Annotated in this window: 25 protein-coding genes; 21 read left to right on the top strand and 4 right to left on the bottom strand. The window is 69.3% G+C overall.

Annotation, left to right across the window (positions count from 1 at the left end; all coding sequences use genetic code 11):
- Nucleotide 1 precedes the first annotated feature (1 nt).
- Complete coding sequence (gene pdxT, locus ACFM35_RS05820; protein WP_378839574.1) at nucleotides 2-619, top strand: pyridoxal 5'-phosphate synthase glutaminase subunit PdxT; 618 nt, start codon at nucleotides 2-4, stop codon at nucleotides 617-619.
- Between the two features lie 4 nt (nucleotides 620-623).
- Entirely contained in the window at nucleotides 624-1,157 is a 534-nt protein-coding gene (locus ACFM35_RS05815) for a DUF1697 domain-containing protein (RefSeq protein WP_378839571.1), read from the top strand.
- On the opposite strand, the gene ACFM35_RS05810 is transcribed toward ACFM35_RS05815, so the two are convergent.
- The gene (locus ACFM35_RS05810; protein ID WP_378839569.1) at nucleotides 1,141-2,523 is read right to left on the bottom strand and encodes a pyridoxal phosphate-dependent decarboxylase family protein; all 1,383 of its coding nucleotides are present in this window, start codon (nucleotides 2,521-2,523) and stop codon (nucleotides 1,141-1,143) included. The two genes, ACFM35_RS05815 and ACFM35_RS05810, sit on opposite strands and share 17 nt — an antisense overlap.
- 115 nt (nucleotides 2,524-2,638) lie before the next feature.
- Between ACFM35_RS05810 and ACFM35_RS05805 the strand changes: the two genes are divergently transcribed.
- The 8 genes from ACFM35_RS05805 (at nucleotide 2,639) to ACFM35_RS05770 (ending at nucleotide 11,373) form a co-directional block, all read left to right on the top strand.
- A complete protein-coding gene (locus tag ACFM35_RS05805) occupies nucleotides 2,639-3,397 on the top strand; it encodes a YebC/PmpR family DNA-binding transcriptional regulator (protein ID WP_378839566.1) in 759 nt (252 codons plus the stop codon).
- A 96-nt stretch (nucleotides 3,398-3,493) separates the two neighbouring features.
- Nucleotides 3,494-4,060 (top strand): crossover junction endodeoxyribonuclease RuvC, encoded by a 567-nt coding sequence (gene ruvC / locus ACFM35_RS05800; RefSeq protein ID WP_378839564.1) that lies wholly within the window; start codon nucleotides 3,494-3,496, stop codon nucleotides 4,058-4,060.
- A 45-nt stretch (nucleotides 4,061-4,105) separates the two neighbouring features.
- On the top strand, nucleotides 4,106-4,726 hold the full coding sequence (gene ruvA, locus ACFM35_RS05795) for a Holliday junction branch migration protein RuvA (RefSeq protein ID WP_378839561.1): 621 nt from the start codon (nucleotides 4,106-4,108) through the stop codon (nucleotides 4,724-4,726).
- Nucleotides 4,719-5,750, top strand: coding sequence for a Holliday junction branch migration DNA helicase RuvB (gene ruvB, locus ACFM35_RS05790; RefSeq protein ID WP_378839558.1), 1,032 nt, complete (start codon nucleotides 4,719-4,721; stop codon nucleotides 5,748-5,750). Before ruvA ends, ruvB begins: the two co-directional genes overlap by 8 nt.
- An 81-nt stretch (nucleotides 5,751-5,831) precedes the next feature.
- Entirely contained in the window at nucleotides 5,832-6,287 is a 456-nt protein-coding gene (locus tag ACFM35_RS05785) for a preprotein translocase subunit YajC (RefSeq protein ID WP_378839556.1), read from the top strand.
- 39 nt (nucleotides 6,288-6,326) lie between these two features.
- Nucleotides 6,327-8,069: a protein translocase subunit SecD gene (secD, locus tag ACFM35_RS05780; RefSeq protein ID WP_378839553.1), complete on the top strand. Its 1,743-nt coding sequence runs from the start codon at nucleotides 6,327-6,329 to the stop codon at nucleotides 8,067-8,069.
- Nucleotides 8,069-9,061, top strand: a complete 993-nt coding sequence (gene secF, locus ACFM35_RS05775) for a protein translocase subunit SecF (protein ID WP_378839551.1) — start codon at nucleotides 8,069-8,071, stop codon at nucleotides 9,059-9,061. Before secD ends, secF begins: the two co-directional genes overlap by 1 nt.
- Before the next feature lie 59 nt (nucleotides 9,062-9,120).
- The gene (locus ACFM35_RS05770; RefSeq protein ID WP_378839549.1) at nucleotides 9,121-11,373 is read left to right on the top strand and encodes a RelA/SpoT family protein; all 2,253 of its coding nucleotides are present in this window, start codon (nucleotides 9,121-9,123) and stop codon (nucleotides 11,371-11,373) included.
- Here the strand turns inward: ACFM35_RS05770 and ACFM35_RS05765 are convergent.
- The 3 genes from ACFM35_RS05765 to ACFM35_RS05755 form a co-directional block, all read right to left on the bottom strand.
- The gene (locus ACFM35_RS05765; protein WP_378839546.1) at nucleotides 11,360-11,953 is read right to left on the bottom strand and encodes a hypothetical protein; all 594 of its coding nucleotides are present in this window, start codon (nucleotides 11,951-11,953) and stop codon (nucleotides 11,360-11,362) included. The two genes, ACFM35_RS05770 and ACFM35_RS05765, sit on opposite strands and share 14 nt — an antisense overlap.
- A gap of 90 nt (nucleotides 11,954-12,043) precedes the next feature.
- Nucleotides 12,044-13,324, bottom strand: coding sequence for a DUF349 domain-containing protein (locus ACFM35_RS05760; RefSeq protein ID WP_378839852.1), 1,281 nt, complete (start codon nucleotides 13,322-13,324; stop codon nucleotides 12,044-12,046).
- A gap of 362 nt (nucleotides 13,325-13,686) precedes the next feature.
- Nucleotides 13,687-13,965, bottom strand: coding sequence for a dioxygenase (locus ACFM35_RS05755; RefSeq protein ID WP_378839543.1), 279 nt, complete (start codon nucleotides 13,963-13,965; stop codon nucleotides 13,687-13,689).
- Between the two features lie 119 nt (nucleotides 13,966-14,084).
- On the opposite strand from ACFM35_RS05755, the gene ACFM35_RS05750 reads away from it, so the two are divergent.
- The 11 genes from ACFM35_RS05750 (at nucleotide 14,085) to ACFM35_RS05700 (ending at nucleotide 25,913) form a co-directional block, all read left to right on the top strand.
- Entirely contained in the window at nucleotides 14,085-15,482 is a 1,398-nt protein-coding gene (locus tag ACFM35_RS05750) for a replication-associated recombination protein A (RefSeq protein ID WP_378839541.1), read from the top strand.
- Between the two features lie 207 nt (nucleotides 15,483-15,689).
- Nucleotides 15,690-16,319 (top strand): 30S ribosomal protein S4, encoded by a 630-nt coding sequence (gene rpsD, locus ACFM35_RS05745; RefSeq protein WP_378839538.1) that lies wholly within the window; start codon nucleotides 15,690-15,692, stop codon nucleotides 16,317-16,319.
- Nucleotides 16,320-16,441: 122 nt separating this feature from the next.
- A complete protein-coding gene (locus tag ACFM35_RS05740) occupies nucleotides 16,442-16,900 on the top strand; it encodes a hypothetical protein (protein ID WP_378839536.1) in 459 nt (152 codons plus the stop codon).
- Nucleotides 16,901-16,959: 59 nt separating this feature from the next.
- Complete coding sequence (gene alaS, locus ACFM35_RS05735; RefSeq protein ID WP_378839533.1) at nucleotides 16,960-19,626, top strand: alanine--tRNA ligase; 2,667 nt, start codon at nucleotides 16,960-16,962, stop codon at nucleotides 19,624-19,626.
- Nucleotides 19,623-20,105 (top strand): Holliday junction resolvase RuvX, encoded by a 483-nt coding sequence (gene ruvX / locus ACFM35_RS05730; protein ID WP_378839530.1) that lies wholly within the window; start codon nucleotides 19,623-19,625, stop codon nucleotides 20,103-20,105. The genes alaS and ruvX overlap by 4 nt, the downstream gene beginning before the upstream one ends.
- 242 nt (nucleotides 20,106-20,347) lie before the next feature.
- Nucleotides 20,348-21,658: an endolytic transglycosylase MltG gene (gene mltG / locus ACFM35_RS05725; RefSeq protein WP_378839527.1), complete on the top strand. Its 1,311-nt coding sequence runs from the start codon at nucleotides 20,348-20,350 to the stop codon at nucleotides 21,656-21,658.
- Complete coding sequence (locus tag ACFM35_RS05720) at nucleotides 21,616-22,494, top strand: shikimate dehydrogenase family protein (RefSeq protein ID WP_378839524.1); 879 nt, start codon at nucleotides 21,616-21,618, stop codon at nucleotides 22,492-22,494. Before mltG ends, ACFM35_RS05720 begins: the two co-directional genes overlap by 43 nt.
- Before the next feature lie 30 nt (nucleotides 22,495-22,524).
- Complete coding sequence (gene aroC / locus ACFM35_RS05715; RefSeq protein ID WP_378839521.1) at nucleotides 22,525-23,754, top strand: chorismate synthase; 1,230 nt, start codon at nucleotides 22,525-22,527, stop codon at nucleotides 23,752-23,754.
- Complete coding sequence (locus ACFM35_RS05710) at nucleotides 23,738-24,298, top strand: shikimate kinase (protein WP_378839518.1); 561 nt, start codon at nucleotides 23,738-23,740, stop codon at nucleotides 24,296-24,298. The genes aroC and ACFM35_RS05710 overlap by 17 nt, the downstream gene beginning before the upstream one ends.
- Nucleotides 24,295-25,383 carry a 3-dehydroquinate synthase gene (gene aroB / locus ACFM35_RS05705; RefSeq protein ID WP_378839516.1) on the top strand — a complete coding sequence of 363 codons (1,089 nt, stop codon included), beginning with the start codon at nucleotides 24,295-24,297 and terminating at the stop codon, nucleotides 25,381-25,383. Before ACFM35_RS05710 ends, aroB begins: the two co-directional genes overlap by 4 nt.
- Nucleotides 25,384-25,406: 23 nt before the next feature.
- Nucleotides 25,407-25,913, top strand: a complete 507-nt coding sequence (locus ACFM35_RS05700; protein ID WP_378839513.1) for a GNAT family N-acetyltransferase — start codon at nucleotides 25,407-25,409, stop codon at nucleotides 25,911-25,913.
- The last annotated feature ends 112 nt before the right edge of the window (nucleotides 25,914-26,025 follow it).

The raw sequence follows: 26,025 nt of genomic DNA, 5'->3' as shown, positions 1-26,025 counted from the left end.
CGTGGCCTCCGCCGCCCGCGTGGGCGTGCTCGCTCTGCAGGGCGACGTCCGCGAGCACGCCCGTGTGCTCACCGAGCTCGGCGCCGAGGTTTCCCTCGTCCGCCGCCCCGGAGAACTGGCCGCCGTCGACGGGCTCGTGCTGCCGGGCGGCGAATCCAGCGTGATCGACAAGCTCTCACGAGCCTTCGGCATGCGCGAGCCGGTCCGAGAGGCCATCGCCGGGGGCATGCCCGTGTTCGGCACCTGCGCGGGGCTGATCCTGCTCGCTGACGCCATCACGGACGGCATCGCCGGGCAGCAGACGTTCGGCGGACTTGACGTGACGGTGCGCAGGAACGCCTTCGGCAGCCAGATCGACTCCTTCGAGACCGATCTCGACGTCCCCGTGCTCGGATCGCCGGCCGTGCACGCCGCATTCATCCGGGCTCCGCTCGTGGACCGGGTGGGGGACGGCGTCGAATCCCTGGCGCACCTCGACGATGGCCGGGTGGTCGCCGTCCGGTCCGGGGCGATCATGGGTACGTCCTTCCACCCCGAGATGACGGGGGAGCGTCGTTTCCACCGGCTGTTCCTCGAGCAGGTCCTGGATTCGCGAGGCTCACGACGCGCACTACCGTGAGGGCATGACGACCTGGGTGGCGCTTCTGCGCGGAGTGAACGTCGGCGGCATCACGGTCCGCAGCGCCGACCTGGCCACGATGCTGCGCGGCCTGGGCCTCGCCGAGGTGAAGACCTTCCTGGCGAGCGGCAACGCGAGATTCGAGACGGATGCCGCGGCATCCGCCCGCTCGCAGCTCAAGGCGAGCATCGAAAGGGCTTTGCGCGACCGCTTCAGGTACGAGGCGTGGATCATCCTCGTCACGAAAGTGGAGCTCGAGGCGGCCATCGCCGGATTCCCGTTCGACGCGCAGGATCCGACCCGCCACCCCTATGTCATCTTCTGCTCCGAGCAGACAGTGCAGGACGAGATCACGGAAGCCGCGGCGTCCGCTGATCCCGCCGTCGACCCCGTCGGTTCGGGCGACGGCGTCCTCTACTGGCACCCCGTGAAGGGGACCACCGTCGACACGCCGTTCTCGCGGATCCTCGCCCGCAGCCGCTACAAGGCGACGACGACCAATCGGAACCTGCGCACGCTGATCAAGATCGTGGAGTGATCTCGCCGGTCAGTCGGGCGATGGCGCCGATGGTCAGGGCGATGTCGGCGTCGGTGGTCGCCCACGACGACATCGAGCAGCGGAGCACCGCCCGACCCCGCCACTCGGCGCCGGTCAGCGCCGCCGTGCCGTCGGCGAGGATCGCCGCGCCGAGGGCGCGGGTCGCCGCGTCGTCGGCGAGATGGAAGAGCACCTGGGTGTAGGGCGGGTCATCCACCACCGTCACGCCCGGCACGTCGCGAAGCCGCGCGGCCAGGAGCCGCGCGTTCGCGTGCAGGCGGTCGACGAGATCCCCCACCCCTCGGCGCCCGAGGCTGCGCAGCGCCGCCCACGTCGGCACGCCCCGCCCGCGCCGGGAGAGCTCGGGCGTCACGTCCCACGGATCGAGGCTCGCGTACATCAGGTAGTCCCCGCCCGTGCGGAACATGGCGATGGAGTCGGCGGGATCGCGGACGATCGCCATCCCGCAGTCGTAGGGCACGTTGAGGGTCTTGTGGGCGTCGGTCGTCCAGGAATCCGCCTCGCCGACACCCGCCGTGAGCGACTGCAGCCCGGGCGACGCCGCCGCCCACAACCCGAACGCGCCGTCGACGTGCACCCACGCACCGTGGCGGCGGGCGATCGGTATCAGCTCGGCGAAGTCGTCGAAGGCGCCGGTGTGCACCTCACCCGCCTGCAGGCAGACGATCGTGGGGATCTCCGGGCCGTCTGCGAGCGCCGCCACCAGGGCCTCCGGGATCATCCGCCCCTGATCGTCGGAGGCGACGGTGACGAGTTCGTCGGCGCCGACCCCGCAGAAACGTGCCGCTCGGTCGATCGATCCGTGGCGATCCGCCCCCACGACGAGCTGCACGCGCGGCGCGCCCCGCAGCCCCTGCCGCACGAGATCCCACCCCGCCCGGCGCAGCACTGCGTGCTGCGCGACGGCGAGACACACGAAGTTCGACATCTGCGCCCCCGTGACGAAGCCCACGGAGGCCTGCGCCGGCAATCCGAGGAGGTCGCAGATCCACTGTCCGGCGACCCTCTCCACCGCCACGGTCGCCGTGGTCATCGAGCTCGAGCCCGCGTTCTGGTCCCAGGCCGAGACCAGCCAGTCCGCTCCCAGCGCTGCGGGAAGCGTGCCGCCGATCACGAACCCGAAGAACCGCGGCCCGGGGATGGCCACGAGACCGGGGTCGGCGCGCTCGGCGAGTTCGGCGACCACGGTGGCGGCATCCTGCCCCTGCTCCGGGAGCGGCCCTCCGAAGACTTCGAGCATGTCGTCCAGGGACGCGCGAGGCCACACCGGCCGGGTGCTCAGCGAATCCAGGAAGTCGGTGGCGCCGCGGTGGGCGGCAGACAGGGCGCGTTCTCTTTCATCCATACCCAGGAGTGTTCTCCGCCCCCCTCGGTGATACAAGGCACCGCCTGCGGGTCGCGCCGCCGATTCGGGGAGAGGCCACGGGTAGACTCGACGATGGTCTTTCGAGAGGAGCGCTGTGAGCGGTCATTCCAAGTGGGCGACGACGAAGCACAAGAAGGCGGTCATCGACTCCCGCCGCGCGAAGTCGTTCGCCAAACTCATCAAGAACATCGAGGTCGCGGCCAAGATGGGCGGCGCCGACCTCTCCGGCAACCCCACGCTCGTCGACGCGATCCAGAAGGCCAAGAAGACCTCGGTCCCCAACGACAACATCGATCGCGCCGTCAAACGCGGCGCGGGGCTCAGCGGTGAGTCCGTCGACTACGCCACGATCCTCTACGAAGGCTACGGGCCCAACGGCGTCGCACTGCTGATCGAGTGCCTCACCGACAACAAGAACCGGGCGGCCGCAGAAGTCCGCACGGCGATGACCCGCAACGGCGGCACCATGGCCGACCCCGGCAGCGTCGCGTACAACTTCCACCGCAAGGGAGTCATCGTCGTGGGCGGCGAAGGCACCACCGAAGACGACGTGATGCTCGCCGTGCTGGACGCCGGCGCGGAGGAGGTCGCCGATCACGCGGACGGCTTCGAGGTCATCACCGAAGCGCAGGACGTCGTCAAAGTGCGCTCGGCGCTGCAGGACGCCGGAATAGATTACGAATCAGCGGACGTCGAGTTCGTGCCCACCCTGAAGGTGGAGATCGACGCCGACACCGCACGGAAGGTCTTTCGGCTGATCGACGCCCTCGAAGACAGCGACGACGTGCAGAACGTCTTCAGCAACTTCGATCTGACCGCCGATGTGCAGGCGGAGCTCGAGAACGACGAGTAGCCGGCACGCTGCGGCCCGCGCGTCACGGAGGTCGTGCCGCTGCCGGGTGCGGTGCGCCTGAAGCGTCGCCGCCCGTGCGGGACGTAGCGTGGGGACGTGGCATCCGCTCCTCTCCGCGTCCTCGGCATCGACCCCGGGCTGACGCGGTGCGGCGTGGGCGTGGTCGACGTCGCTCGAGACAGATCGGCGACGCTCGTCCACGTGGGCGTGGTCCGGTCGGCACCGGGCGATCCGATCGAGGTGCGTCTCGCCGCCATCGCACGCGGTATCCGTGCGGTGCTCGACGAGCACCGGCCGGCCGTCGTGGCCGTCGAGCGGGTGTTCGCGCAGCAGAACCGCCACAGCGTGATGGGCACCGCGCAAGCCAGCGGCATCGCCCTGCTGCTCGCCGGGGAACGCGGTCTACCGGCCGCCCTCCACACGCCGACCGAGGTCAAGGCCGCGATCACCGGGTACGGGTCGGCGGACAAGCGGCAGGTGCAGGCCATGGTCGCCCGGGTGCTGCGGCTCGAGGAGCTGCCGCAGCCCGCGGACGCCGCCGACGCCCTCGCCATCGCGCTGTGCCACGCGTGGCGTGGCGGACCCGTGGCAGCCGATCGATCCGCGGCGCTGACCCCGGCGCAGCGCGCATGGGCGGACGCCGAGCGGCTCAGTCGGCGGTGAGCGTGTCGCTCGAACAAATATCCGAGCTGAACATAGGCTGAGGGCATGATCTCCTCGCTGCGCGGCCGTGCCGCCCACGTCGAACCGGAGTCGATCATCATCGAGGTCGGGGGAGTCGGCCTTGCTGTCGCCGTGACGTCGCAGGTGGCCCATGCGACGCATGTCGGCGACGATGTGCACCTGCACACCCATCTGATCGTGCGGGAGGACGCGCTCTCCCTCTTCGGCTTCGGATCGCGCGACGAGCTCGTCGTCTTCACGCAGCTGCTGGGAGTGACCGGAGTCGGCCCGAAGTCGGCGCTGGGAGTGCTCTCCTCCCTGACGGTGACCCAGATCGCCGAGGCCGTCGACGCCGACGACGACGCACCGTTCCGGAGGGTGTCGGGGATCGGCCCCAAGACGGCGAAGCTGATCGCCGTGCAGTTAGCCGGCAAGCTCGTCCCCGCGCGGACCGCGACGACAGACCGGCCGGATGCCGCGCCCGCCGTCACCGCGCAAGTCACTCAGGCCCTCATCGGCCTCGGCTGGTCCGAGCGGATCGCCGCGGAGGCCGTGGTCGGAGTCCTCGAGGAGGCCACGGCGATCGAGCGCACCTCCGTGCCGACCGTGCTGCGGCTGACGCTCGCAGTGCTCGGCCCTGCTCGCAAGGAGCCCGCGCGTGGATGACCTGAGAGACCTCGACGACGCCCGTGACGACACCGAGCTCGCGATCGAGGGCGCGCTGCGCCCGACGTCGTTGGCGGAATTCGTCGGCCAGCAGAAGGTGCGGGGTCAGCTGCAGCTGCTGCTGGATGCGGCGCGCATCCAGCAGCGTTCTCCTGACCACATCCTCCTCTCCGGCCCGCCCGGGCTCGGCAAGACCACCCTTGCGATGATCGTCGCGCACGAGAGCGGTCGGCCCCTGCGCATGTCGAGCGGTCCGGCGATCCAGCACGCCGGCGACCTCGCCGCGCTGCTGTCCAGCCTCACGCCCGGCGAGGTGCTGTTCATCGATGAGATCCACCGCATGGCGCGTTCCGCGGAAGAGATGCTCTACCTCGCCATGGAGGACTTCCGCATCGACATCATGGTGGGCAAGGGAGCCGGTGCCACGAGCATCCCTCTCGACCTGGCGCCGTTCACGCTGGTGGGCGCGACGACGCGATCGGGGCTGCTCCCCAATCCCCTCCGCGATCGGTTCGGGTTCACCGCGCACCTGGAGTACTACGATCCGGCCGAACTCGAGCGCGTGATCGATCGATCGGCTCAGATGCTGGGCGTGGACCTGCCCCACCCTTCGCGTGCGGAGATCGCCCGCCGCTCGCGCGGAACACCTCGGATCGCCAACCGTCTGCTGAGGCGGGTGCGGGACTTCCTCATCGTGCACGGCCCGGCCGACGGCGTGGGGGATCTCGCGACGGTCGATGCCGCGCTCGACCTGTACGACGTCGACGTCATCGGCCTCGACAGGCTCGACCGCGCGGTTCTCGACGCCGTGGTACGGCGCTTCCGCGGGGGTCCCGTGGGCCTGAACACGCTGGCCGTGACGGTCGGCGAGGAGTCCGAGACGATCGAGTCGGTGGTCGAGCCGTACCTGGTGCGCATCGGGTTCCTCGGACGCACGCCCCGCGGACGTGTCGCGACCCCGGAGGCCTACGCCCACCTGGGCGTCACCCACCCCGAGGGTGCGCTCAGACTCGATGACCTATAATCGCTGAAGGCTTTCGCCTCACCTCCCTACTTATCGGCAGCGCCGCCCGGTGCGCCGCACTCGAAAGGTGCACCCACCTCCATGGACTTCCTAGCCAACTACGGCCTCATCATCCTTCTGGTCGTGCTCCTGGCCTTCATGTTCTGGAGCTCGCGTCGACGCATGCAGAAGCAGAAGGTCGAGCAGGAGGCCAAGGCTCGTCAGACCGTACCCGGTGCGGAGGTGCTCCTGCAGGGTGGCCTCTACGGCACCATCGTCGAGTTCGACCCCGACAACCTCGACCAGCCGGCCGTCATCGAGATCGCGCCCGGCGTCGAGATCAAGGTGCACAGCCAGGCGATCCTGCGCGTCGTCAACCCCACCGAGGGCTTCGTGACCGAAGACGACTTCATCGAGGCGGAGGTCAGCGAGGCCGGATACATCGCCGGCGTCGCCGACGGCGAGATCACCTCGCTCAGTGACGACCAGCGCATCGCCGCAGCCGACAAGGCGGAGAAGCCGGTCGACCCCGACGCAGACACCAAGCCCCGCGCCTGATTCCCCGCCCTTCGGGGCGACCGAGAAAGCTGACCTTCCGTGGCGACTTCCACTCCCGTCCGTCATGCCTGGCGCGCGCTGACCGGACTCCTGGTCATCACCGCGCTCCTGTTCGGCGTCAACGCCCTGGGCGTCTACGTGTTCGGCAAGAGCTCCTGGACACCCGAGCTCGCGCTCGACCTTCAGGGCGGCACGCAGATCATCCTCCAGGCACAGACCACCGATGGCGCCAACCCCACCGACGAGCAGTTGACGCAGGCGGTGTCGATCATCCGCCAGCGCGTCGATGCGTCGGGTGTCGGCGAGGCCGATGTCACCACCGAGGGCGGCAGGAACATCGTCGTCCAGATCCCCGGGCAGGCAGACGAGGAGACACGACAGCGCATCCAGGCATCCGCTCAGCTGCAGCTGCGTGCCGTGCTCTACACGGGCGCACCCGCCACGTCGTTCGTCGGCGATGACGGCGCCTCCACGCCGTACCCGACGCCCGACCCCGCGCTGCCCGCGACGCCGACGATCGCGCCGACGGACGGCAGTGACGTCAGCTGGATCACCCCTGCCCTGCAGGCGCAGTTCCTCGCGTACGACTGCAGCAACGCGGAGAACGACGCGGCGAACGCGCCCAAGGATCAGCCGCTCATCACGTGCGACACCACAGGGTCGGTCAAGTACATCCTCGGTCCCGTCGAGCTCGACGGCACGGCGATCGACGACGCGACCTTCGGTCTGCAGCAGACGAACGGTCAGTGGGCCGTCAACCTGAACTTCGACGACGCCGGTACGCAGACCTTCGGTGAGATCAGCCAGCGCCTCTACGGCAAGACGGCTCCGCTGAACCAGTTCGCGTTCGTGCTCGACGGCAGCGTGCTCTCCGCGCCGTCGATGAACGGTGTGATCCTCGACGGCAACCCGAGCATCACCGGGAGCTTCACTCAGGAGACGGCCAAGACTCTCGCCGACCAGCTCAAGTACGGTGCTCTGCCGCTCAGCTTCCAGGTCGTCAGCTCCGACACCATCTCGGCGACGCTGGGCTCCCAGCAGCTTCAGATCGGTTTCATCGCGGGCCTCATCGGCTTGATCCTCGTCGCGATCTACTCGCTCGTGGTGTATCGCGCGCTCGGCTCGGTCATCATCGCGTCGCTGATCGTCATGGGCGTCCTGACCTACATCATGATCTGCGTGCTGGCCTGGCGCATGGGATTCCGTCTGTCTCTCGCCGGCATCGCGGGCATCATCGTCACGATCGGATTCACGGCCGACTCGTTCATCGTGTATTTCGAGCGCATTCGCGACGAACTGCGCGACGGCAAATCGGTGACGAGCGCGGTGGAGGACGGCTGGGCGCGCGCGAGGCGGACGATCTACATCTCGAAGTCGATCAACGTGCTGGCCGCGATCGTGCTGTACATCCTGGCGGATGCCACGGTGAAGGGCTTCGCGTTCACACTGGGTCTGACCACCGCCATCGACGTGCTGATCTTCATCCTGTTCACCCACCCCGTCATGCAGCTGCTCGCCCGCACCAGGTTCTTCGGCCAGGGCCACAAGCTCTCGGGTCTCGACCCGGAGGCACTGGGCGCGGTCTACCGTGGCCGCGCGCAGTTCCGTGCGCCGATCGCGGCGTCGTCCGCACCCGGCGGCAAGGCCCGCAAGAGTGCGAAGTCGCGCGGTGAGGCCGAGCGGCGCCAGACCATCGCCGAGCGCAAGCAGGCCGAGCTCGCGGCGACCGGAGCATCCGACGCGAAAACCCCCGGCAACGCCGGCAAGAAGGGCGACGACTGATGCGCTCCATGAACCAGCTCGGAAACGACCTGTATTCCGGCAAGACCTCCTTCCCGTTCGTCGGCCGTCGCCGGCTGTGGTTCATCATCGCGGCGGTCCTCGTGATCGCCTCGTGCCTCGTTCCGCTCTTCCGGCCCGTGCAGTTCTCCATCGAGTTCACCGGCGGTTCGCAGTTCACGGTCTCCGGGCTGAGCAGCCCAGACCAGACCGAGGCGACCCGAGCCGTGCAGTCCGTGGTTCCCAACGCCGCGACGAAGGTGACCACGGTGGGCGGTACCGCGGTGCGCGTGCAGGCCGACCAGATGACGCCGGAAGAGACGCAGGCGGTCACGGCGGCGCTGGCGGAGGCCTACAGCGTCCCGGCCAGCGAGGTCACCGCCTCCTTCATCGGCCCCAGCTGGGGTAACGACGTGACGCGCCAGTCGCTCTGGGGCCTCGCGATCTTCCTGGCGCTGACGTTCATCATCCTCGCGCTGTACTTCCGCACGTGGAAGATGTCGGTCGCCGCGATCCTCGGGCTCGTCGACGTCCTCGTCATCACCATCGGCGTCTATGCGCTGGCGGGCTTCGAGATCTCTCCGGCCGCGGTCATCGGGTTCCTCACGATCCTGGCGTACGCGCTCTACGACACGACGGTCGTCTTCGACAAGGTGCGCGAGAACACGCAGGAGGACGGCGAGATCTCGGGGCGGACATTCGGGGAATCCGTGAACCTCGCGGTGAACCAGACCCTCATCCGATCGATCAACACCACGGTGGTGGCGATCCTGCCCGTCGGGGCGATCCTCTTCATCGGCGCGTTCTGGCTCGGGGCGCAGACCCTCAGCGACATCTCGCTGTCGATCTTCGTCGGCATCATCGTCGCGGCCTACTCGACGCTGTTCGTCGCGGCACCGCTCTTCTCGCTGTTCCGTGAGAACGAGCCGGCCATCAAGGCGCGCAACGCGAAGGTTCTGGCCGCTCGGGAGCGTGCCGGGGTGCCCACCGCGTGATCTGAGCGCTGCCCGTGCGGGCGTAGGATTGAGAGATTCAGCGCGGGGAGGACGATCGGATGACGGAGACCGTTCCGGCCGCGCAATCGTCGTCGCTGCGGCGGCTCGTGCCACGCATCTTCTCGCGGTCCGGACGTCGCGACGGTCCCGAGCAGCTGCTGCGGACGGTGCGAACCCACCATCCCAAGGGTGATCTGACGATCATCGAGCGCGCCTATGCCGTCGCCGAGAAGGCCCACGAAGGGCAGAAGCGGCAGAGCGGTGAGCCCTACATCACCCACCCGCTCGCGGTTGCGCAGATCCTCGCGGAGCTGGGACTGGGTCCACGGGCCATCGCCGCGGCGCTGCTGCACGACACCGTGGAAGACACCGACTACCGGCTCGATGAGCTCACCGCCGAGTTCGGCGACGAGGTCGCGATGCTCGTGGACGGGGTCACGAAGCTCGACAAGGTCAAGTACGGCGAAAGTGCTCAGGCCGAGACCGTCCGCAAGATGATCGTCGCGATGTCGCGAGACATCCGGGTCCTGCTGATCAAACTCGCCGACCGCCTGCACAACGCACGGACGTGGGGTTTCGTGCCGCCCGAGAAGTCGCGTCGCAAAGCGACGGAGACGCTCGAGATCTACGCCCCGCTCGCGCACCGACTCGGCATCCAGGCGATCAAGTCCGAGCTCGAGGACCTGTCCTTCGCTGTTCTGCACCCCAAGCTCTACGTCGAGATCGAGAGTCTCGTGAAGCAGCGCACCCCGCAGCGGGAGCAGTACGTGCAGAACGTGATCGAGTCGGTCGAGTCCGATCTGCGCGAGCTGCGCATCCGTGGACGCGTCATGGGGCGCCCGAAGCAGCTGTACTCGGTGTATCAGAAGATGGTGGTGCGCGGCCGCGAGTTCGACGACATCTACGACCTGATCGGCATCCGCGTGCTGGTCGGAACCGTGCGCGACTGCTATGCCGTGCTGGGCGCCATCCACGCGCGCTGGACGCCGCTGCCCGGTCGGTTCAAGGACTACATCGCGACACCGAAGTTCAACCTGTACCAGTCGCTGCATACGACCGTGATCGGTCCCGGCGGGCGCACGGTCGAGATCCAGATCCGCACGAACGAGATGAACCAGCAGGCCGAGTACGGGGTCGCGGCGCATTGGAAGTACAAGGAGCGGATGGCGGGCGGCAAGAGCGAGGGCAAGTCGCTCGACACCGACATGGCCTGGCTCGCGCGCATCTCGGACTGGCAGGCCGAGACAGCCGACCCCGGCGAGTTCCTCGACTCGTTGCGCTTCGAGATCGGCGCGAAGGAGGTCTACGTCTTCACTCCGAAGGGACGCGTCATCGGCCTTCCCGCCGGCGCGACGCCGGTCGATTTCGCGTACGCCGTGCACACCGAGGTCGGCCATCGCACCATGGGGGCCAAGGTCAATGGGCGGCTCGTACCGCTGGAGTCGGAGCTCTCCAGCGGAGACGTCGTCGAGGTTTTCACGTCGAAGAACCCGGACGCCGGCCCCAGCCAGGACTGGCTCGGGTTCGTCAAGAGCACCCGCGCGCGGAGCAAGATCCGCGGCTGGTTCACGAAGGAGCGTCGCGAAGAGGCCGTCGAACAGGGCAAGGAGGCCATCGCGCGCGCGATGCGCCGTCAGAACCTGCCCCTGCAGAGACTGATGAGCCAGGACTCGTTCTCGGAGGTGGCCCAGCAGCTGCGCTACGAGGACGTCTCCGCGCTGTACGCCGCGGTCGGCGAGGGTCATGTCTCGACGCAATCCGTCATCGAGAAGGTCACGTCGCTGGTCAAGGCGAACGAGGACACGTCGACCGGACCCATCGAGATCCCGCACATCGGTCGCGCGCGCCAGCCGCGCGGTGGCGATTCGGGGATCCTCGTCCGGGGAGCGCCCGACATCCTCGTCAAGCTCGCCAAATGCTGCACTCCCGTGCCCGGTGATCAGATCATCGGGTTCGTGACGCGCGGCAGCGGAGTGTCGGTCCACCGCTCGGACTGCACCAATGTGAAGGCCCTGCGTGAAGATCCACAGCGCTTGATCGACGTCGAGTGGGCCCCGACGACCAAGAGCATCTTCCTCGTCCAGATCCAGATCGAGGCGTTGGATCGCTCGGGTCTTCTGAGCGATGTCACGCGGGTGCTGACCGAGCACCATGTGAACATCCTCTCGGCCACCGTGTCGACGACGAACGATCGGCTGGCGCTGAGCAAGTTCGTGTTCGAGATGGGCGACATCGTGCACCTCGAACGCGTCTTGAACGCGGTACGGCGTATCGACGCGGTCTACGACGTCTATCGCGTCACGTCCTCCTGATCTCACGCCGTCCGGACGTCGTCATCGCGCTCGGATCGGGTGCTCCGCCCGCCGACGCGCGCAAGTACGTCAGTGCGTCCTTCTTACCCGGCAGTGACCGGTGGTTCTCGAGCCAGACGATCGCGTCCGTGGCGATCGAGGGGATGGAGTCGATCATCGACTGCGCCACCCGCCGATGGAGCGGATCGTCCACGCGCGTGAGGTCGGCGAGCGTGCGGACGGGCGAGGTGACGGACACGCCCCCGAGACGTTGGAGGTCGCTCTCCGCCACCTGAAGATCGCGGTAGACGATGTGGTGGGACGGGACGCGATGCACTCGTCTCTGCACGGCGCGTTGCACCGTGTGGCGTGAGGGCGGCTCGGGCAGTGCGCCGTGGATCCAGGCGGCACTGAGGTGCGTGGCGGCGAGTGTGGCGCCCAGCAGGCCGACGAGGGATCCCGCCCGCAGACCCCGCGTCTCGACCGCATCCGCGGGGATGTAGGCGTCGCCCACTTCGACCAGGTGTCCGTCGAGCCGCGCCGCCGACAGTTCCGCGCGCGAGAGACGCTCACCGGCGAAGTACAGGTAGGGGGAGTGCATGACAGTCAGCGTGCCCGACCCGAGACGACCGAACGGCGCGGCCTCCTGTTCTGTGGAGAACCGGAGGCCGCGCCGTTCAGGGGGAGGAGGTCAGCCGCCGACGACCTTCAACCAGGCCTTGCGGGCATCGAGCGCTTCGCGCGCGGCCGCCGCGGCCTTCTTGTCGCCGGCCTTCTGAGCTGCGGCCAACTCGTTCTCGAGCTTCTCGATCGCCTCGGTGAGCTGACGCGACATGTCGTTGGTCCGAGCCTTGGTCTCGGGATTGTTGCGCTTCCAGTCCGTGTCTTCTCTTCCGCGGATGGTGGTCTCGATCTTGCGGAGGTCGTCGTCCAGAGCCCGTTCCTTGTCACGGGGGAAGATGCGACCGATCTCGTCCCACCGCCTCTGGATCGCCGTCAGCTGTGCGCGCGCCTTCGCGGTGTCGGTCTCGGAGGGCACCGCCGCTGCCTCGACCAGCAGAGCCCGCTTGGCTTCGATCTTCTCGCGGGACTCTTCGACGTCGGCGGCTTCGCGCTCACCCCGAGCGGCGTAGAGGGCGTCGCCGGCCGCCTTGAACCGCGCCCACAGCGCGTCGTCGGCCTTCTTGCCGGCTCGGCCGGCCGTCTTCCACTCGTCGAGCAGCTCCCGGTAGGCGCCGATGCCGTCCTCGCCACGGGGCGCGAGCGCCTCAGCCTTCTCGACGATGCGCGTCTTGCGATCGCGAACCGCCTTGTGCTCGCCGTCGAGCTCGGAGTAGAACTCGCGGCGAAGCTTGTCGAGGGTGCCGCGCGCATCGCGGAAACGCTTCCACAGTGCCTGCGCGGTGGATTTGGGCAGACGCGGACCGTTCTGCTGCTGCGACTGCCACTGGTCGAACAGCTCGCCGATCTCGGCGGACGTCTGCTTCCACTGGATGGTGCGCGGTTCGCGGGCCGCGAGTGCTTCTGCCTTCTCGACGAGTTCGGTGCGCTCGCGCACGGCGGCGTCCACCGCTTCTCGCGCGGCCTTCGCCTCGGTCGCCGAGGCGGCGCTCAGATCTTCGATCAGGGCAGCCAGGCGCTTCTCGAGTCGGGCCAGGTCTCCCACGGCGGCGGCACCGGCGACCTTGTCGCCCACGGTCTTGGCCGTCGAGCGCAGTTCGGATGCCGGGGCGCCGCCATTGCGGTGACGCACCTCGAGCAGCGTGACCTCGCTGGCGAGATCCGCGTACTTCCGCTCGAAATAGGCGAGAGCCTCCGCGGGCGACCCGTCGGGGAACTGTCCGACGACGCGCCATTCCTCGCCCTCGCGCACCGAGACCGTGCCGTCGTCGTCGACGCGACCCCACGACTCGTCGCCGGGGGTCGGCGCGGGCACGACCGGGCGCGCGGCCCCGGCGGGTGGGCGGGGCATGGGCGCCCGCGGACCGGGTGCGGGCGTCGGCTTCGGTGACACCGCCGGGGGAACCGCAGCAGACTCGGTGTCGGCCGCGGGGACCGTCGACTCGACCTCGGGCCCAGGCTCGGGCTCGACCGTCCCGGCGTCGGGCTCGACCGTCTCGGCGCTCTCGGCGGCAGCCTCGGCCTCAGCGCTCTCGGCGGCCGGAGCAGTGGTCTCGTCGGTGACGACCTCGTCGGTCGACGGCTCGGTGTTCTCGGGAAGGGAATCTGCGGCGGCAGTCACGGGATGCACCTCATCGCGGCTCGCGCCGCCTGTGGGGGATGGACGGCATCGAGCCTAATACGCCCGGCGTCGTCGCGCGGGGACATCGCCCGTCAGGGGGTGGGCGCGGGAGTGGGGGATTGCGTGGTCGAGACGGAGGCGGAGGGTGTCGGGCTCGGCGCCGGTACGCCGGGACCCGCGGTGTAGTAGGCGATCTGGCCGCCGACGACCGCCAGGATCAGGACACCGCCGACGACCCCGGCGATCAGGTTGTCGCGCCGACGACGCCGCAGCTGCTCCTCGTGGAAGGTCTGCCGTGCCTGGTAGAGGCGGATGCGCTCTCGCTCCGCACGCGTGTCGCGATCTCTGCCGGCCTTGCCACTCGCAGCCACGTGGCCTCCTCGTCTCCGGATGCCCGGACCGCCCCGATCCTACGACCCCGTCCTTTCGGGGCAAAACCGCGGCGACGGCGGCCGACGCGGGGGTCGGAGCCCGCGACTAGCCTGGACGGATGACTCCCTCTTCTGCGCTCTTCCAGGGGCAGACGCCTCTGGCGGTGCGGATGCGACCCGTCTCGCTGGACGAGGTCGCGGGTCAGTCGCACCTGCTGCGCCGCGGGTCGCCGCTCGTGGCGCTGGCGAATCCGGATGCCGCGGCATCCGCTGTCTCGGTGATTTTGTGGGGACCGCCCGGCACCGGCAAGACGACGCTGGCGCAGGCCATCGCGCGGTCATCGGGTCGGCGGTTCGTGGAGTTGTCCGCCGTGACGGCCGGTGTGCGAGACGTCCGCGAAGTGATGCAGGAGGCGCTCACGCAGCGCGACCTCTACGGGCAGTCGACGATCCTGTTCCTCGACGAGATCCACCGCTTCACGAAGGCGCAGCAGGACGCGCTGCTGCCGGGTGTCGAGAACGGCTGGGTGATCCTGATCGCCGCAACGACGGAGAATCCGTCGTTCTCGGTGATCTCGCCCCTGATGTCCCGGTCGCTGCTCCTGACGCTCCGCCCTCTGACCGACGAGGACCTCGGCCTGCTGATCGACCGCGCCGTTGCGGACCCGCGTGGTCTCGCCGGGGCGGTCGAACTCGACCCGGAGGCGCGTGCCGCCCTCATCCGGCTGGCTTCCGGGGACGCCCGCCGGGCGCTGACCGCTCTCGAGGCCGCGGCCACCATGTCGGCGGGTCTCGACGAGGAGCCCGACGCGAACCCGGACGACGACGAGGAAGACGGCGACGCCGAGCACGACGAGCCGTACTCCACGCCCACCGCGACGACCGTCACCGCTGAACACATCGCGCAGGCGGCTGATCGCGCACTGCTGCGCTACGACCGACAGGGCGATGAGCACTACGACGTCATCAGCGCCTTCATCAAGTCCATCCGGGGGTCCGACGTGGACGCCGCCCTGCACTACCTCGCCCGGATGATCGAGGCGGGGGAGGATCCGCGCTTCATCGCTCGTCGGCTCGTGATCTCGGCGGCCGAAGACATCGGGCTCGCCGACCCGTCCGGACTGCAGATCGCGGTGGCCGCCGCCGACGCGGTCGCCTTCATCGGCATGCCCGAGGGCCGGATACCGCTCGCCGAGGCCACCGCCTACCTGGCGACGACCGCCAAGTCCAACGCCGCCTACCTCGCGATCGACAAGGCGATCGCCGACGTGCGGGCGGGTGGATTCGGTCGCGTTCCGCCACCCCTGCGAGATGCCCACTATGCCGGGGCGAAGAAGCTCGGGCACGGCAAGGGCTACCGCTATCCGCACGACAGCGAGATCGGCGTCGTGGCGCAGCAGTACCTCCCGGATGAGCTCCGCGGCCGCACGTACTACGAGCCCACCAACCACGGCCAGGAGCGTGATGTGCAGGCCCGCCTCGAGAAGATTCGGCGCATCCTCGACGGGCGGTCCTGAGCCGCAGCATCCGTCCCCTGCCTCCGTGACGGGGCGGGGTACCGCCTCTGGTAGACTGGACCGGCTCGAAACACAGTTTTCGGGCATCCCCTCTTCTCCTCACCGACCTTCCGGCATGCCCCGGCGTGCAGTCCGGACAGGGCGAGAAGACGGAGATACGTCCGTGAGCCGCGAAATGCGCGGCCACGTCATCGGAAGGATCACTTCGTGGCTACGAAGTCCCAGGACCGCCGGAAGGTGCGCCTGTCGCGCGCCCTCGGCATCGCACTGACCCCGAAGGCTGCCCGCTACCTCGAGAAGCGTCCCTACGCTCCGGGTGAGCACGGCCGCACCAAGCGCAAGCAGGACAGCGACTACGCCGTCCGGCTCCGTGAGAAGCAGCGTCTGCGCGAGCAGTACGGCATCCGCGAGAAGCAGATGCGCAACACCTTCAACGAGGCACGTCGCAAGGACGGACTGACGGGTGAGAACCTCGTCGAGCTGCTCGAGATGCGTCTGGACGCCCTGGTTCTGCGCTCGGGCCTCGCCCGCACCACCGCTCAGGCCCGCCAGCTGGTCGTGCACCGCCACATCCTGGTCGACGGTCAGACCGTGGACCGCCCCTCGTTCCGCGTCAAGCCCGGACAGCTCATCCACGTCAAGGCCAAGTCGGAAGGCACCGAGCCCTTCCAGGTGGCCGCGGCCGGCGGTCACGCCGACGTGCTGCCCCCGGTTCCGAGCTACGTCGAGGTCGAGCTCGACAAGCTGCAGGCACGTCTCGTTCGTCGCCCAAAGCGCGCCGAGGTTCCCGTCACGTGTGACGTGCAGCTCGTCGTCGAGTACTACGCGGCACGCTGACGTCACGCTGTCGTCATCGCCGAAGGGCGTCGGGATCTCGTCCCGGCGCCCTTCGGCGTTTTCCGCATACGATGTGAACGATGCCGCGCCCACGACGCGGCCCGACCCAGGGAGTGCTGACAGTGAAAAGCCTTGTGTGGTTCCTACTCGGTATCGTCGGCGGTTTCATCACCGCGCATCTCGTGAACAAAGACCCGCGCGGGCATGAGCTGCTCGCCGAGGTCGACGGGCGCATCGCGGAGTTCACCGATCGCATCGGCGACGCCTACCGCGAACAGGAGGGCCGGCTCGGCGATATCGTCACGCAGGCGAAGGATGCCGCCTCGGACGCCCTCGAGTCCGCGAAGGGCGCAGCGAAGAGCGTGACGGATGCTGCGTCCGATGCCCTCGCGTCCGCGCAGTCGTCTGCGGAGGATGCCGTCCAGGATGCTCAGGACCACGTTGCAGACGCGGCCGACGACGTCAAGGATGCGGCCGACGACGCGAAGGCCGCGGCATCCGATGCCGTCGACGAGGCGAAGGACGCGGTCTCTGAGGCTGCCGACTCCGCCGACGATGCCGCGAAGAAGCATTCCGACTGATCACCACCCCTCCACCTTCCGGGGTGGAGGTGTGCCCGCTTGCCATCGAGGACCCACTCATGAAGACCGTAGAGATCGCTGCCCGCTACCTGGACTTCTTCCAGAAGCGCGGTCACACCATCGTCCCTTCGGCCTCCCTGGTGACCGACGACCCGGCGCTGCTTTTCACCGTCGCGGGGATGGTGCCGTTCATCCCGTATCTGAGCGGTGACGTCCCCCCGCCCTATCCGCGGGCCGCCGACGTGCAGAAGTGCATCCGGACGAACGACATCGAAGAGGTCGGGCACACGCCTCGGCATGGCACGTTCTTCCAGATGCTCGGCAACTGGTCGTTCGGCGACTACTTCAAAGAGGGCGCCATCCGCTACGCGTGGGAGCTGCTGACCACCCCGGAGGAGGACGGGGGACTCGGGTTCGATGCGAACGACCTCTGGGTCACCGTGTACGAGGAGGACGACGAGGCCCGCGATCTCTGGCTGGGGCTGACGAGTCTCCCGGAGGAGCGCATTCAGCGCCTGGGCAAGGACACCAACTACTGGTCCACAGGTCTGCCCGGCCCGGCAGGACCCTGCTCGGAGATCTTCTTCGATCGCGGACCCGCCTACGGCGTCGACGGCGGCCCTGCCACCGACGACGACCGGTACGTGGAGATCTGGAACCTGGTGTTCATGCAGTACGAGATCACGAATGTGACGTCGAAGTACGACTTCGACATCGTCGGGGATCTGCCCAACAAGAACATCGACACCGGCATGGGCCTGGAGCGCATCGCCTTCATCAAGCAGGGCGTCGACAACATGTACGAGACCGACCAGGTGCGGCCGGTCCTCGACAAGGCCGTCGAGCTCTCCGGACGCACGTACGGCGCGGACCACGAAGACGACGTGCGCTTCCGCGTCGTGGCAGACCATGTGCGCTCGTCGCTCATGCTGCTGGCCGACGGCGTGACGCCCGCGAACGACGGTCGCGGCTACATCCTCCGCCGACTGATGCGGCGGGCGATCCGCTCGATGCGTCTGCTGGGTGTGGACGGACCGACCTTCGTCGATCTCTTCGCCGCGTCGCGCGACGCGATGAAGGACGCCTACCCGATCGTGGCGACGGACTATCCGCGCATCGAGCAGTACGCCCTCGCCGAGGAGGCGACCTTCCTGCGGACGCTGGCGTCAGGTTCCGCCCTGCTGGACGACTCGGTCGCGCAGACGAAGGTCGCCGGGGGTGCGACGATCGGCGGATCCGAGGCGTTCCTCCTGCACGACACGTACGGCTTTCCTATCGAATTGACGCTCGAGATCGCCGAAGAGGCCGGCCTGACCGTCGACCGCGCGGCTTTCGACACCCTCATGCTCGAACAGCGGAACCGCGCCAAGGCCGACGCGCGCTCCCGCAAGCGGCAGCTCGCCGATACGAGCGTCTACCGCGAGCTGCGTGGTCGCGGCGAGACCGTGTTCACGGGGTACTCCGACCTCGAGACCGCGTCGACCGTGCTCGGTCTGCTGGTCGACGGGGCACCCGTCGACCGGGCGACGGCCGGGCAGATCGCCGAGGTCATCCTCGGCGAGACGGCGCTGTACGCGGAATCGGGCGGACAGGTGGCCGACAAGGGCGTCATCGTCGGTCCCGGCTACGAGCTCGACGTGCTCGACGTTCAGAAGCCGGTGCCCGGGCTCGTGAGCCACACCGTCGAAGTCACGACCGGCGAGGTGGCCGTGGGCCAGCCCGCCACCACCGTCGTCGACGCGGTGAACCGGCGTGCTGCGCAGCAGGCGCACTCCGCCACCCACCTGATCCACGCGGCCCTCCGGGACACGCTCGGAAAGACGGCGACCCAGACCGGTTCGCTCAACCGCGCCGGCTACATGCGGTTCGATTTCTCGTGGGGTCAGGCGCTGTCGGATGCCACCAAGACCGAGATCGAGGAGATCGCGAACAACGCGGTGCGTGACAATCTCGAGGTGACGACCCGCGTGGTCGCGCTGGACGAGGCCAAGGCCCTCGGCGCCCAGGCGCTGTTCGGCGAGAAGTACGGCGAGGTCGTCCGCATGGTCGACATCGGGGGTCCGTGGTCGCGTGAGCTCTGCGGAGGGACCCATGTCGCCACGAGCGCCGAGATCGGTCTCATCAACCTCGTGGGGGAGTCCTCCGTCGGCGCCTCCAACCGTCGCGTCGAGGCCCTCGTCGGTCTCGACGCCTTCCGTTCGCTCGCGGCGGAGCGCGCGCTCGTCTCTCGGCTCACGTCCACGCTGAAGACGCCGCGCGAGCAGCTGCCGGCACGGATCGCGGAGCTCACGGCGAGCCTCAAGGCCGCCGAGAAGAAGATCGCCGGGTTCGAGGCGAGGGCGCTCGCCGACCGTGCACCCACGATCGCGGAGAGCGCGGTCACCGTGGGGGGCATCCGACTGGTCGCCACGTCGATCGGCGCTGCGGCGTCGGCAGACGATGTGCGCACTTTGACGCTGCAGGTGCGCGACCGACTCGGATCGCCGGCCGCGGTGGTCGCGATCGGCGCCGAGGTGAACGACCGCCCCGTCGTGATCGTCGCCACGAACGATGCGGCCCGCGCGACGGGTGCGAAGGCCGGCGCACTCGCCAAGCTCGCCGCCGGAGTCCTCGGCGGTGGAGGCGGCGGTCGCGACGATGTCGCGCAGGGCGGCGGGACGGACGCTTCGGCTCTGCCTGCCGCGTTGACCGCTGTGCACGGCGCCCTGGAGGCCGTGCCCGCGTGACCGGGTTCCGCCGCGGAGTGCGCGTCGGTGTCGACGTGGGCAAGGCCCGTGTCGGTGTCGCGAAGTGCGATCCCGACGGCCTTCTCGCAACCCCTGTGGAGACCGTGCCGCGCGCGGAGGGGTCGGTCGCGCGGATCGCAGAGCTCGCCGGAGAGCTCGCCGCGATGGAGATCCTCGTCGGCCTGCCGATGAGTCTCAGCGGCGCGGACACCGCGTCCACGACCGACGCCCGGGAGTTCGCCGCGGCTCTGGCTGCGGCATCCGCTCTCCCCGTGCGTCTGGTGGATGAGCGTCTGAGCACCGTGTCCGCTCACGCGGCTCTCCGGCAATCGGGGCGGTCACAGCGTTCTTCTCGTAGCATTGTGGATCAAGTCGCCGCGGTCGTGCTGCTGCAGCAGGCTCTCGAGGTCGAGAAGAACAGCGGCCGTCCCCCCGGCACACCTGCATCCCCCCTTCCCCCGGACCAGGAGTTCACCTGATCATGCCCGATTCATCGTCGCCCTTCGACGATCCGTTGGCGGATCTGTTCGGCAAGCTGCCTGATCCGCGCGCACGACAGCAGGCGACGCGCTCCGCGAAGCCGGGCACCGGGGAAGAGCGGGCGACGAACGGTTCGGCCCCCGATACTCGAACGCCGCCCCGGAGCGACGCGTCACCGTCGAGCGGCGGCGCCCCTCTCTCTCGCCGCGCGGCACGAGCGGCGTCGGCCGAAACAGGGGACGTGAACCTCGCTCCCGCGACGTCCGCGCCGTCCGCCCAGCCCGTTCGCGCGCCGGCGCCGCGCGTGGACCCCACTCGCCCCGCCGCCTCGTCGTCGTCCGCGAACACGCGCCCGGAGCCCGCTCCGGTCACGGGGCCGACGGCTCCGCCGGCCGCGCTGGAAGATCTCTTCGCGGGCGCGCGCACGACGGATGAGATCGGTGCGCCTCCTCCGCCCAAGAACAAGCGTCGTCGTCGGATCGGCGGGTGGATCGCCCTCGGCATCGTCCTGGTGATCCTCGGCGGCATCGCCGGCGGCGGCCTGTGGGCGTGGAACACGTACGAAGACAAGATCCGCGCGTTCATGGGCTGGGAGGAGCCCAAGGACTACGCCGCCGGCATCGCCACCGGAGAGACGTTCGTCACGATCTCGTCGGGCGACACCGGCAGCCCGATCTCGCAGCACCTGTTCGACGCCGGCATCACGAAGACTCCGAGCGCCTTCTACGACTACCTCATCTCCACCGGTCAGAACCCGCCGTTCGTGCCCGGGGTCTTCAAGATGCAGACGCAGATGACCTCGGAAGCCGCCCTCGCGGCGCTCCTGGACCCGGCCAACAAGATGTCGAACACCGCGCAGCTGCGCGAAGGCCTCACTGTCGCGCAGTCACTGCCGATCCTCGTGGAAGCGACCGGTCTGCCGCTCGCGGACTTCGACGCGGCGGTGGCGACACCCGCGGATTACGGCGTGACCGCGGGCAGCCTGGAGGGCTGGCTGTTCCCGGCGACCTACACGTTCGATCCCGGTGTGACGGCGAAGGATGTGATCACCACCCTGGTGAACCGCACCGTCCAGTCCCTCGACGCCGCAGCCGTACCCGTCGAGCGACGTCAGGAGATCTTGACGATCGCGTCGATCATTCAGCGCGAAGCACGGTTCGAGGCAGACTTCTACAAGGTGTCGCGCGTGATCCAGAACCGGCTGTCGCCGTCGAATCAGGAGACGTTCGGCAAGCTGCAGATGGACTCGACCGCGCAGTACGGGTACGGCGAGATGCACGACGGCACGGTCAGCACGTCCGCCGAGGCGCTGGCCGACGACAATCCGTGGAACACGTACGTGGTGACCGGCCTGCCCGCCGGACCCATCTCGAACCCCGGGGACACCGCGATCGACGCGGCGATGCACCCCGCCGACGGGTCGTGGCTGTACTTCGTGACGGTCAACCTCGACACCGGTGAGACGGTGTTCACCGACAACCTGGCCGACCACAACAGGGCGGTCGCGCAGTGGCAGGCTTGGTGCGCGGACCACCCGGACTCGGGGTGCTGATCGAGCGCACGCGGCTCGCCGTGTGGGGCGACCCCATCGCTCACAGTCGGTCGCCCCAGCTGCACGCCGCGGCCTACGACGTGCTCGGACTGGGCTGGACCTACGAGCGACGCCGGGTCGCGGCATCCGAACTGTCGTCCACGCTCGGTTCGCTCGACGAATCATGGCGCGGACTGTCTGTCACGTTCCCGCTCAAAGGCGAGGCGTTCGCCGCCGCCGGAACGCTCGATCGACGAGCGGAGCTGACGGGCGCCGTGAACACGCTGCTGATCGACCCCACCGGGCGTCCCCACGGATTCAACACCGATGTCGGCGGCATCGTGCGGGCGCTGCAGGACGACGGCATCGAAGCGGTCGCGCATGCGCGCTTGGTGGGTGCCGGTGCGACCGCGGCCTCGGCGGTGGTCGCGCTCGCGGAGCTCGGCGCGGAGCGCATCGACGTCGTCGCACGGCGGCCGGGCGCCACCGCGCCCCTCGAGGCCATCGGCGAGCGTCTCGGCGTCGACGTCGTGGCGGTGCCGTTCGCCGCCGCGGATCACGACGACGTCGCGGTGACGATCGCCACGCTGCCGGGCGAGGCCGTGGTGCCCGCGGCGGCGGCACGCTCTCTGGCCGCCCACGGGGGACTTCTGATGGACGTGGTCTACGGCCACTGGCCGACGGCGCTGTCGCGCGCGTGGGAGGACGCCGGTCGCACGGCGCGCTCCGGGCTCGGGATGCTGCTGCATCAGGCGGTCCTGCAGGTGCGGGTGTTCGCCACCGGCCAGGTGCACACCCCACTCGCCGATGAGGACGCAGTGCTCGTCGCCATGCGGCAGGCCGTCACAGACGACTGAACGCGGCCCGGGTCGTGGGAGACTGGAGGAATGCTCCGCGTGACCACGGCCGGCGAATCCCACGGCCCCGAACTCGTCGCCATCATGGAGGGCCTGCCCGCGGGTGTGCCCGTGTCCCGTGCTGCCATCCAGGCCGACCTCGCCCGCCGCAAGCTCGGCTACGGACGCGGCTCGCGGATGAAATTCGAGGAAGACGAGCTCTCGATCTCCACGGGTGTCATCCACGGCTACTCCATCGGGAGCCCGATCGCACTGCGCATCGGCAATACGGAGTGGCCCAAGTGGGTCGAGGTGATGAGCCCCGACCCCGTCGAGCTCACCGAACGATCGCGCGGCCGCGGCGCGGCGCTCACGCGACCCCGCCCCGGGCACGCCGACCTCGTCGGCATGCAGAAGTACGGCTTCGACGAGGCCCGCCCGATCCTCGAGCGCGCGAGCGCGCGCGAGACGGCGGCGCGCGTCGCCCTCGGCGCTCTGGCGCGCGGCTTCCTCGGCGAACTCGGCATCCGGCTGGTCAGTCACACCCTGTCGATCGGCCCCGTGCGCGTACCCGACGGCGCCCCGCTGCCCACTCCCGACGACGTCGACACGCTCGACGCCGACCTGCTGCGCTGCTTCCACCCCCCGACGTCCGCCCGCATGGTCGAGGAGGTCGACGCCGCCCGCAAGGACGGCGACACCCTCGGCGGCATCGTCGAAGTGCTCGCCTACGGTCTGCCCCCGGGCCTGGGTTCCCATGTGCAGTGGGACCGACGCCTCGACGGCAAGCTCGCGCAGGCCATCATGAGCATCCAGGCGATCAAGGGCGTCGAGGTCGGCGACGGCTTCGAGACCACGCGCCGGCCGGGTTCCGCGGCGCACGACGAGCTTTTCGCGACCGCCGACGGGATCACCCGCTCGACCGATCGCGCCGGCGGCACGGAGGGTGGAATGTCCACGGGTACCGTTCTGCGCGTGCGCGCGGGCATGAAGCCGATCGCGACCGTGCCGCATGCTCTGCGCACGGTCGACGTCGCGACCGGCGACACCGCCTCTGCCCACCATCAGCGATCGGACGTCTGCGCGGTGCCCGCGGCGGGTGTCGTCGCCGAGGCGATGGTCGCGATCGTGCTCGCCGAGAGCGTGCTGGAGAAGTTCGGCGGCGACAACATCCTGGAGACGCGGCGGAACCTCGAGGGCTACCTCGCCGCGATCCCGACCACGCTGCGAACGACCGATGCCAGCGACGCGGAGCTCGTCGAACATGACCTCGCCCGCTAGCGCCCTCGTCCTGATCGGGCCGATGGGTGCGGGCAAAACCAGCGTGGGTCGTCGTGTCGCCCGGGAGCTCGGTCTGAGCTTCACCGACACCGACAAGATCGTGGTCCGCGACCACGGGCCCATCGCCGATCTCTTCACCGCCCACGGCGAGGCGCACTTCCGCGCCGTCGAGCGGACGGCCGTCGCCGAGGCGCTCGACGCCGGGGGAGTGATCGCCCTCGGCGGCGGCGCGGTGCTGGATGCTGAGACCCGCGCCGACCTCGCGCAGCACGACGTCGTCCTGCTGACCGTGGCGCCGCACATCGTCGCCGCCCGCTTGCACGGCGAGACGCGGCCGTTGCTCTCGGGCCGGGAGACGCCTGCGCTCCGGTGGGAGCGCATCTACGCCGAGCGACGACCCCTGTACGACGAGCTCGCCGACATCACGTTCGACACATCATCGGGCCCGCTGGCCGCGGTGGTCGCCGACATCGTGCGGTGGGCGCGAGACGAATCCCGGGTCGCGCGATCGGTGGCACACGACGCCGCCCGGGAGGACGCATGAACACCACGACCACGACCACGCTGCACGTGAGCGGCGAGACCGGGCACGACATCTCGGTGGGCCGCGGCATCCTCGACCTCGTGGGCGCCGCTCTCGCGCCATCGGTGCGCAAAGTGCTGGTCGTGCACCCTCCGACCCTGACGGCCGAGGCAGGGCGGCTTCGCGAGCTGCTGATGGGCACTGAGGGCCGCGAGGTGCTGCTCGCCGAGATCCCCGACGCCGAGCAGGGCAAGCGCATCGAGGTGGCGGCCTTCTGCTGGCAGGTGATGGGCCAGGCGGACTTCACCCGGACCGACGCCGTCGTGGGGTTCGGCGGTGGAGCCGTGACCGATCTCGCCGGCTTCGTGGCCGCCACGTGGCTTCGGGGTGTGCAGGTCGTCCAGGTGCCGACCACCGTCCTCGGAATGGTCGACGCCGCCGTCGGAGGCAAGACCGGCGTCAACACGGCCGAGGGCAAGAACCTCGTCGGAGCCTTCTGGGCTCCGCGCGCCGTCGTCTGCGACCTCGAGACCCTCGACACGCTGTCCAAGAACGAGGCCGTCGCCGGATTCGCCGAAGTCGTCAAGGCCGGCTTCATCTGGTACCCCGAGATCCTCGATCTGATCGAGGCCGATCCGGCGGCCTCCGTCGACCCGGGTACCGATGCGTTCCGTCGCTGCATCGAGCTGGCCATCGAGATGAAGGCGCGCGTCGTGAGCGAGGACTTCCGTGAGGGCGGTCTGCGGGAAGTGCTCAATTACGGACACACCCTCGGACACGCGATCGAGCATGCCGAACGCTATCGGTGGCGTCATGGCGCCGCGATCTCGGTCGGTATGCTCTTCGCCGCCGAACTGTCTCGGCTCGCCGGACGACTGCCCGACGCGCAGGCGCAGCGTCATCGCGATGTGCTCGAGATGCTGGGGCTGCCGACGTCGTACCGCGGGGGCGCGTGGCCGCAGCTTCTCGCGACGATGCAGCGGGACAAGAAGAGCAGGGGAGGGATGCTGCGCTTCATCGTGCTCGACGATCTCGCTCGGCCGACCGTCCTGCAGGCGCCCGACGAGTCGCTCCTGTTCGCCGCGTACCAGGAAGTCGCCGGTTGACGCGCGCCACGACCGTGCGCCGGGTGAGGCTCCACGAGTGGAGGGAAGTACGCGACCTGCGCATCGAGGCGGTGAGCGATCCCCAGGCGTCGCTGGCGTTCCTCACGACGCCTGACGAAGAGCTCGCGCGCAGCGAGGCCTTCTGGCGCGAACGGACGGCCGGTGCGGCGATGGGAGACACGTCGGCCCAGTTCGTCGCGCTCGTCGACGGGGATTGGGCGGGGTCGGTGACCGTGCTCCTCCGCGAGCCGGGGACCAGAGATCACCTCGGACACGACGTGGTCGACAGGCGAGCGGACGTCGTCGGGGTGTACCTCTCACCCGCGCACCGTGGCAGGGGCCTCTTGGGCGAGCTCATGGACGCCGCCGCCACCTGGGCTTCGGCGAGCGACGTCGCCGCGCTCACCCTGGACGTGCACACGGGGAACGCGAGGGCGCAGGCCGCCTACCGAAGGATCGGCTTCGAGCCGACCGGCGTCACGTTCACCAGCACGATCGGACCCGAGCTGGAGATGCGCAAGCCGCTCTGAGCGCGCAACAGCGGTCCCGCCCCGTGGACCCGCAAGCGCGACGCCCGTTCCGCCGGGTGGCGGAACGGGCGTCGCGGGGTGCCTGCGGGGGAGGGTAAGGCGCTAACCGACC

Origin of the sequence: Microbacterium songi, assembly GCF_042747925.1 — a bacterium.
Lineage (GTDB): Bacteria > Actinomycetota > Actinomycetes > Actinomycetales > Microbacteriaceae > Microbacterium.
The sequence above is the reverse complement of the archived record's forward strand: the minus strand, read 5'-3'. Positions and strand labels throughout refer to the sequence as shown.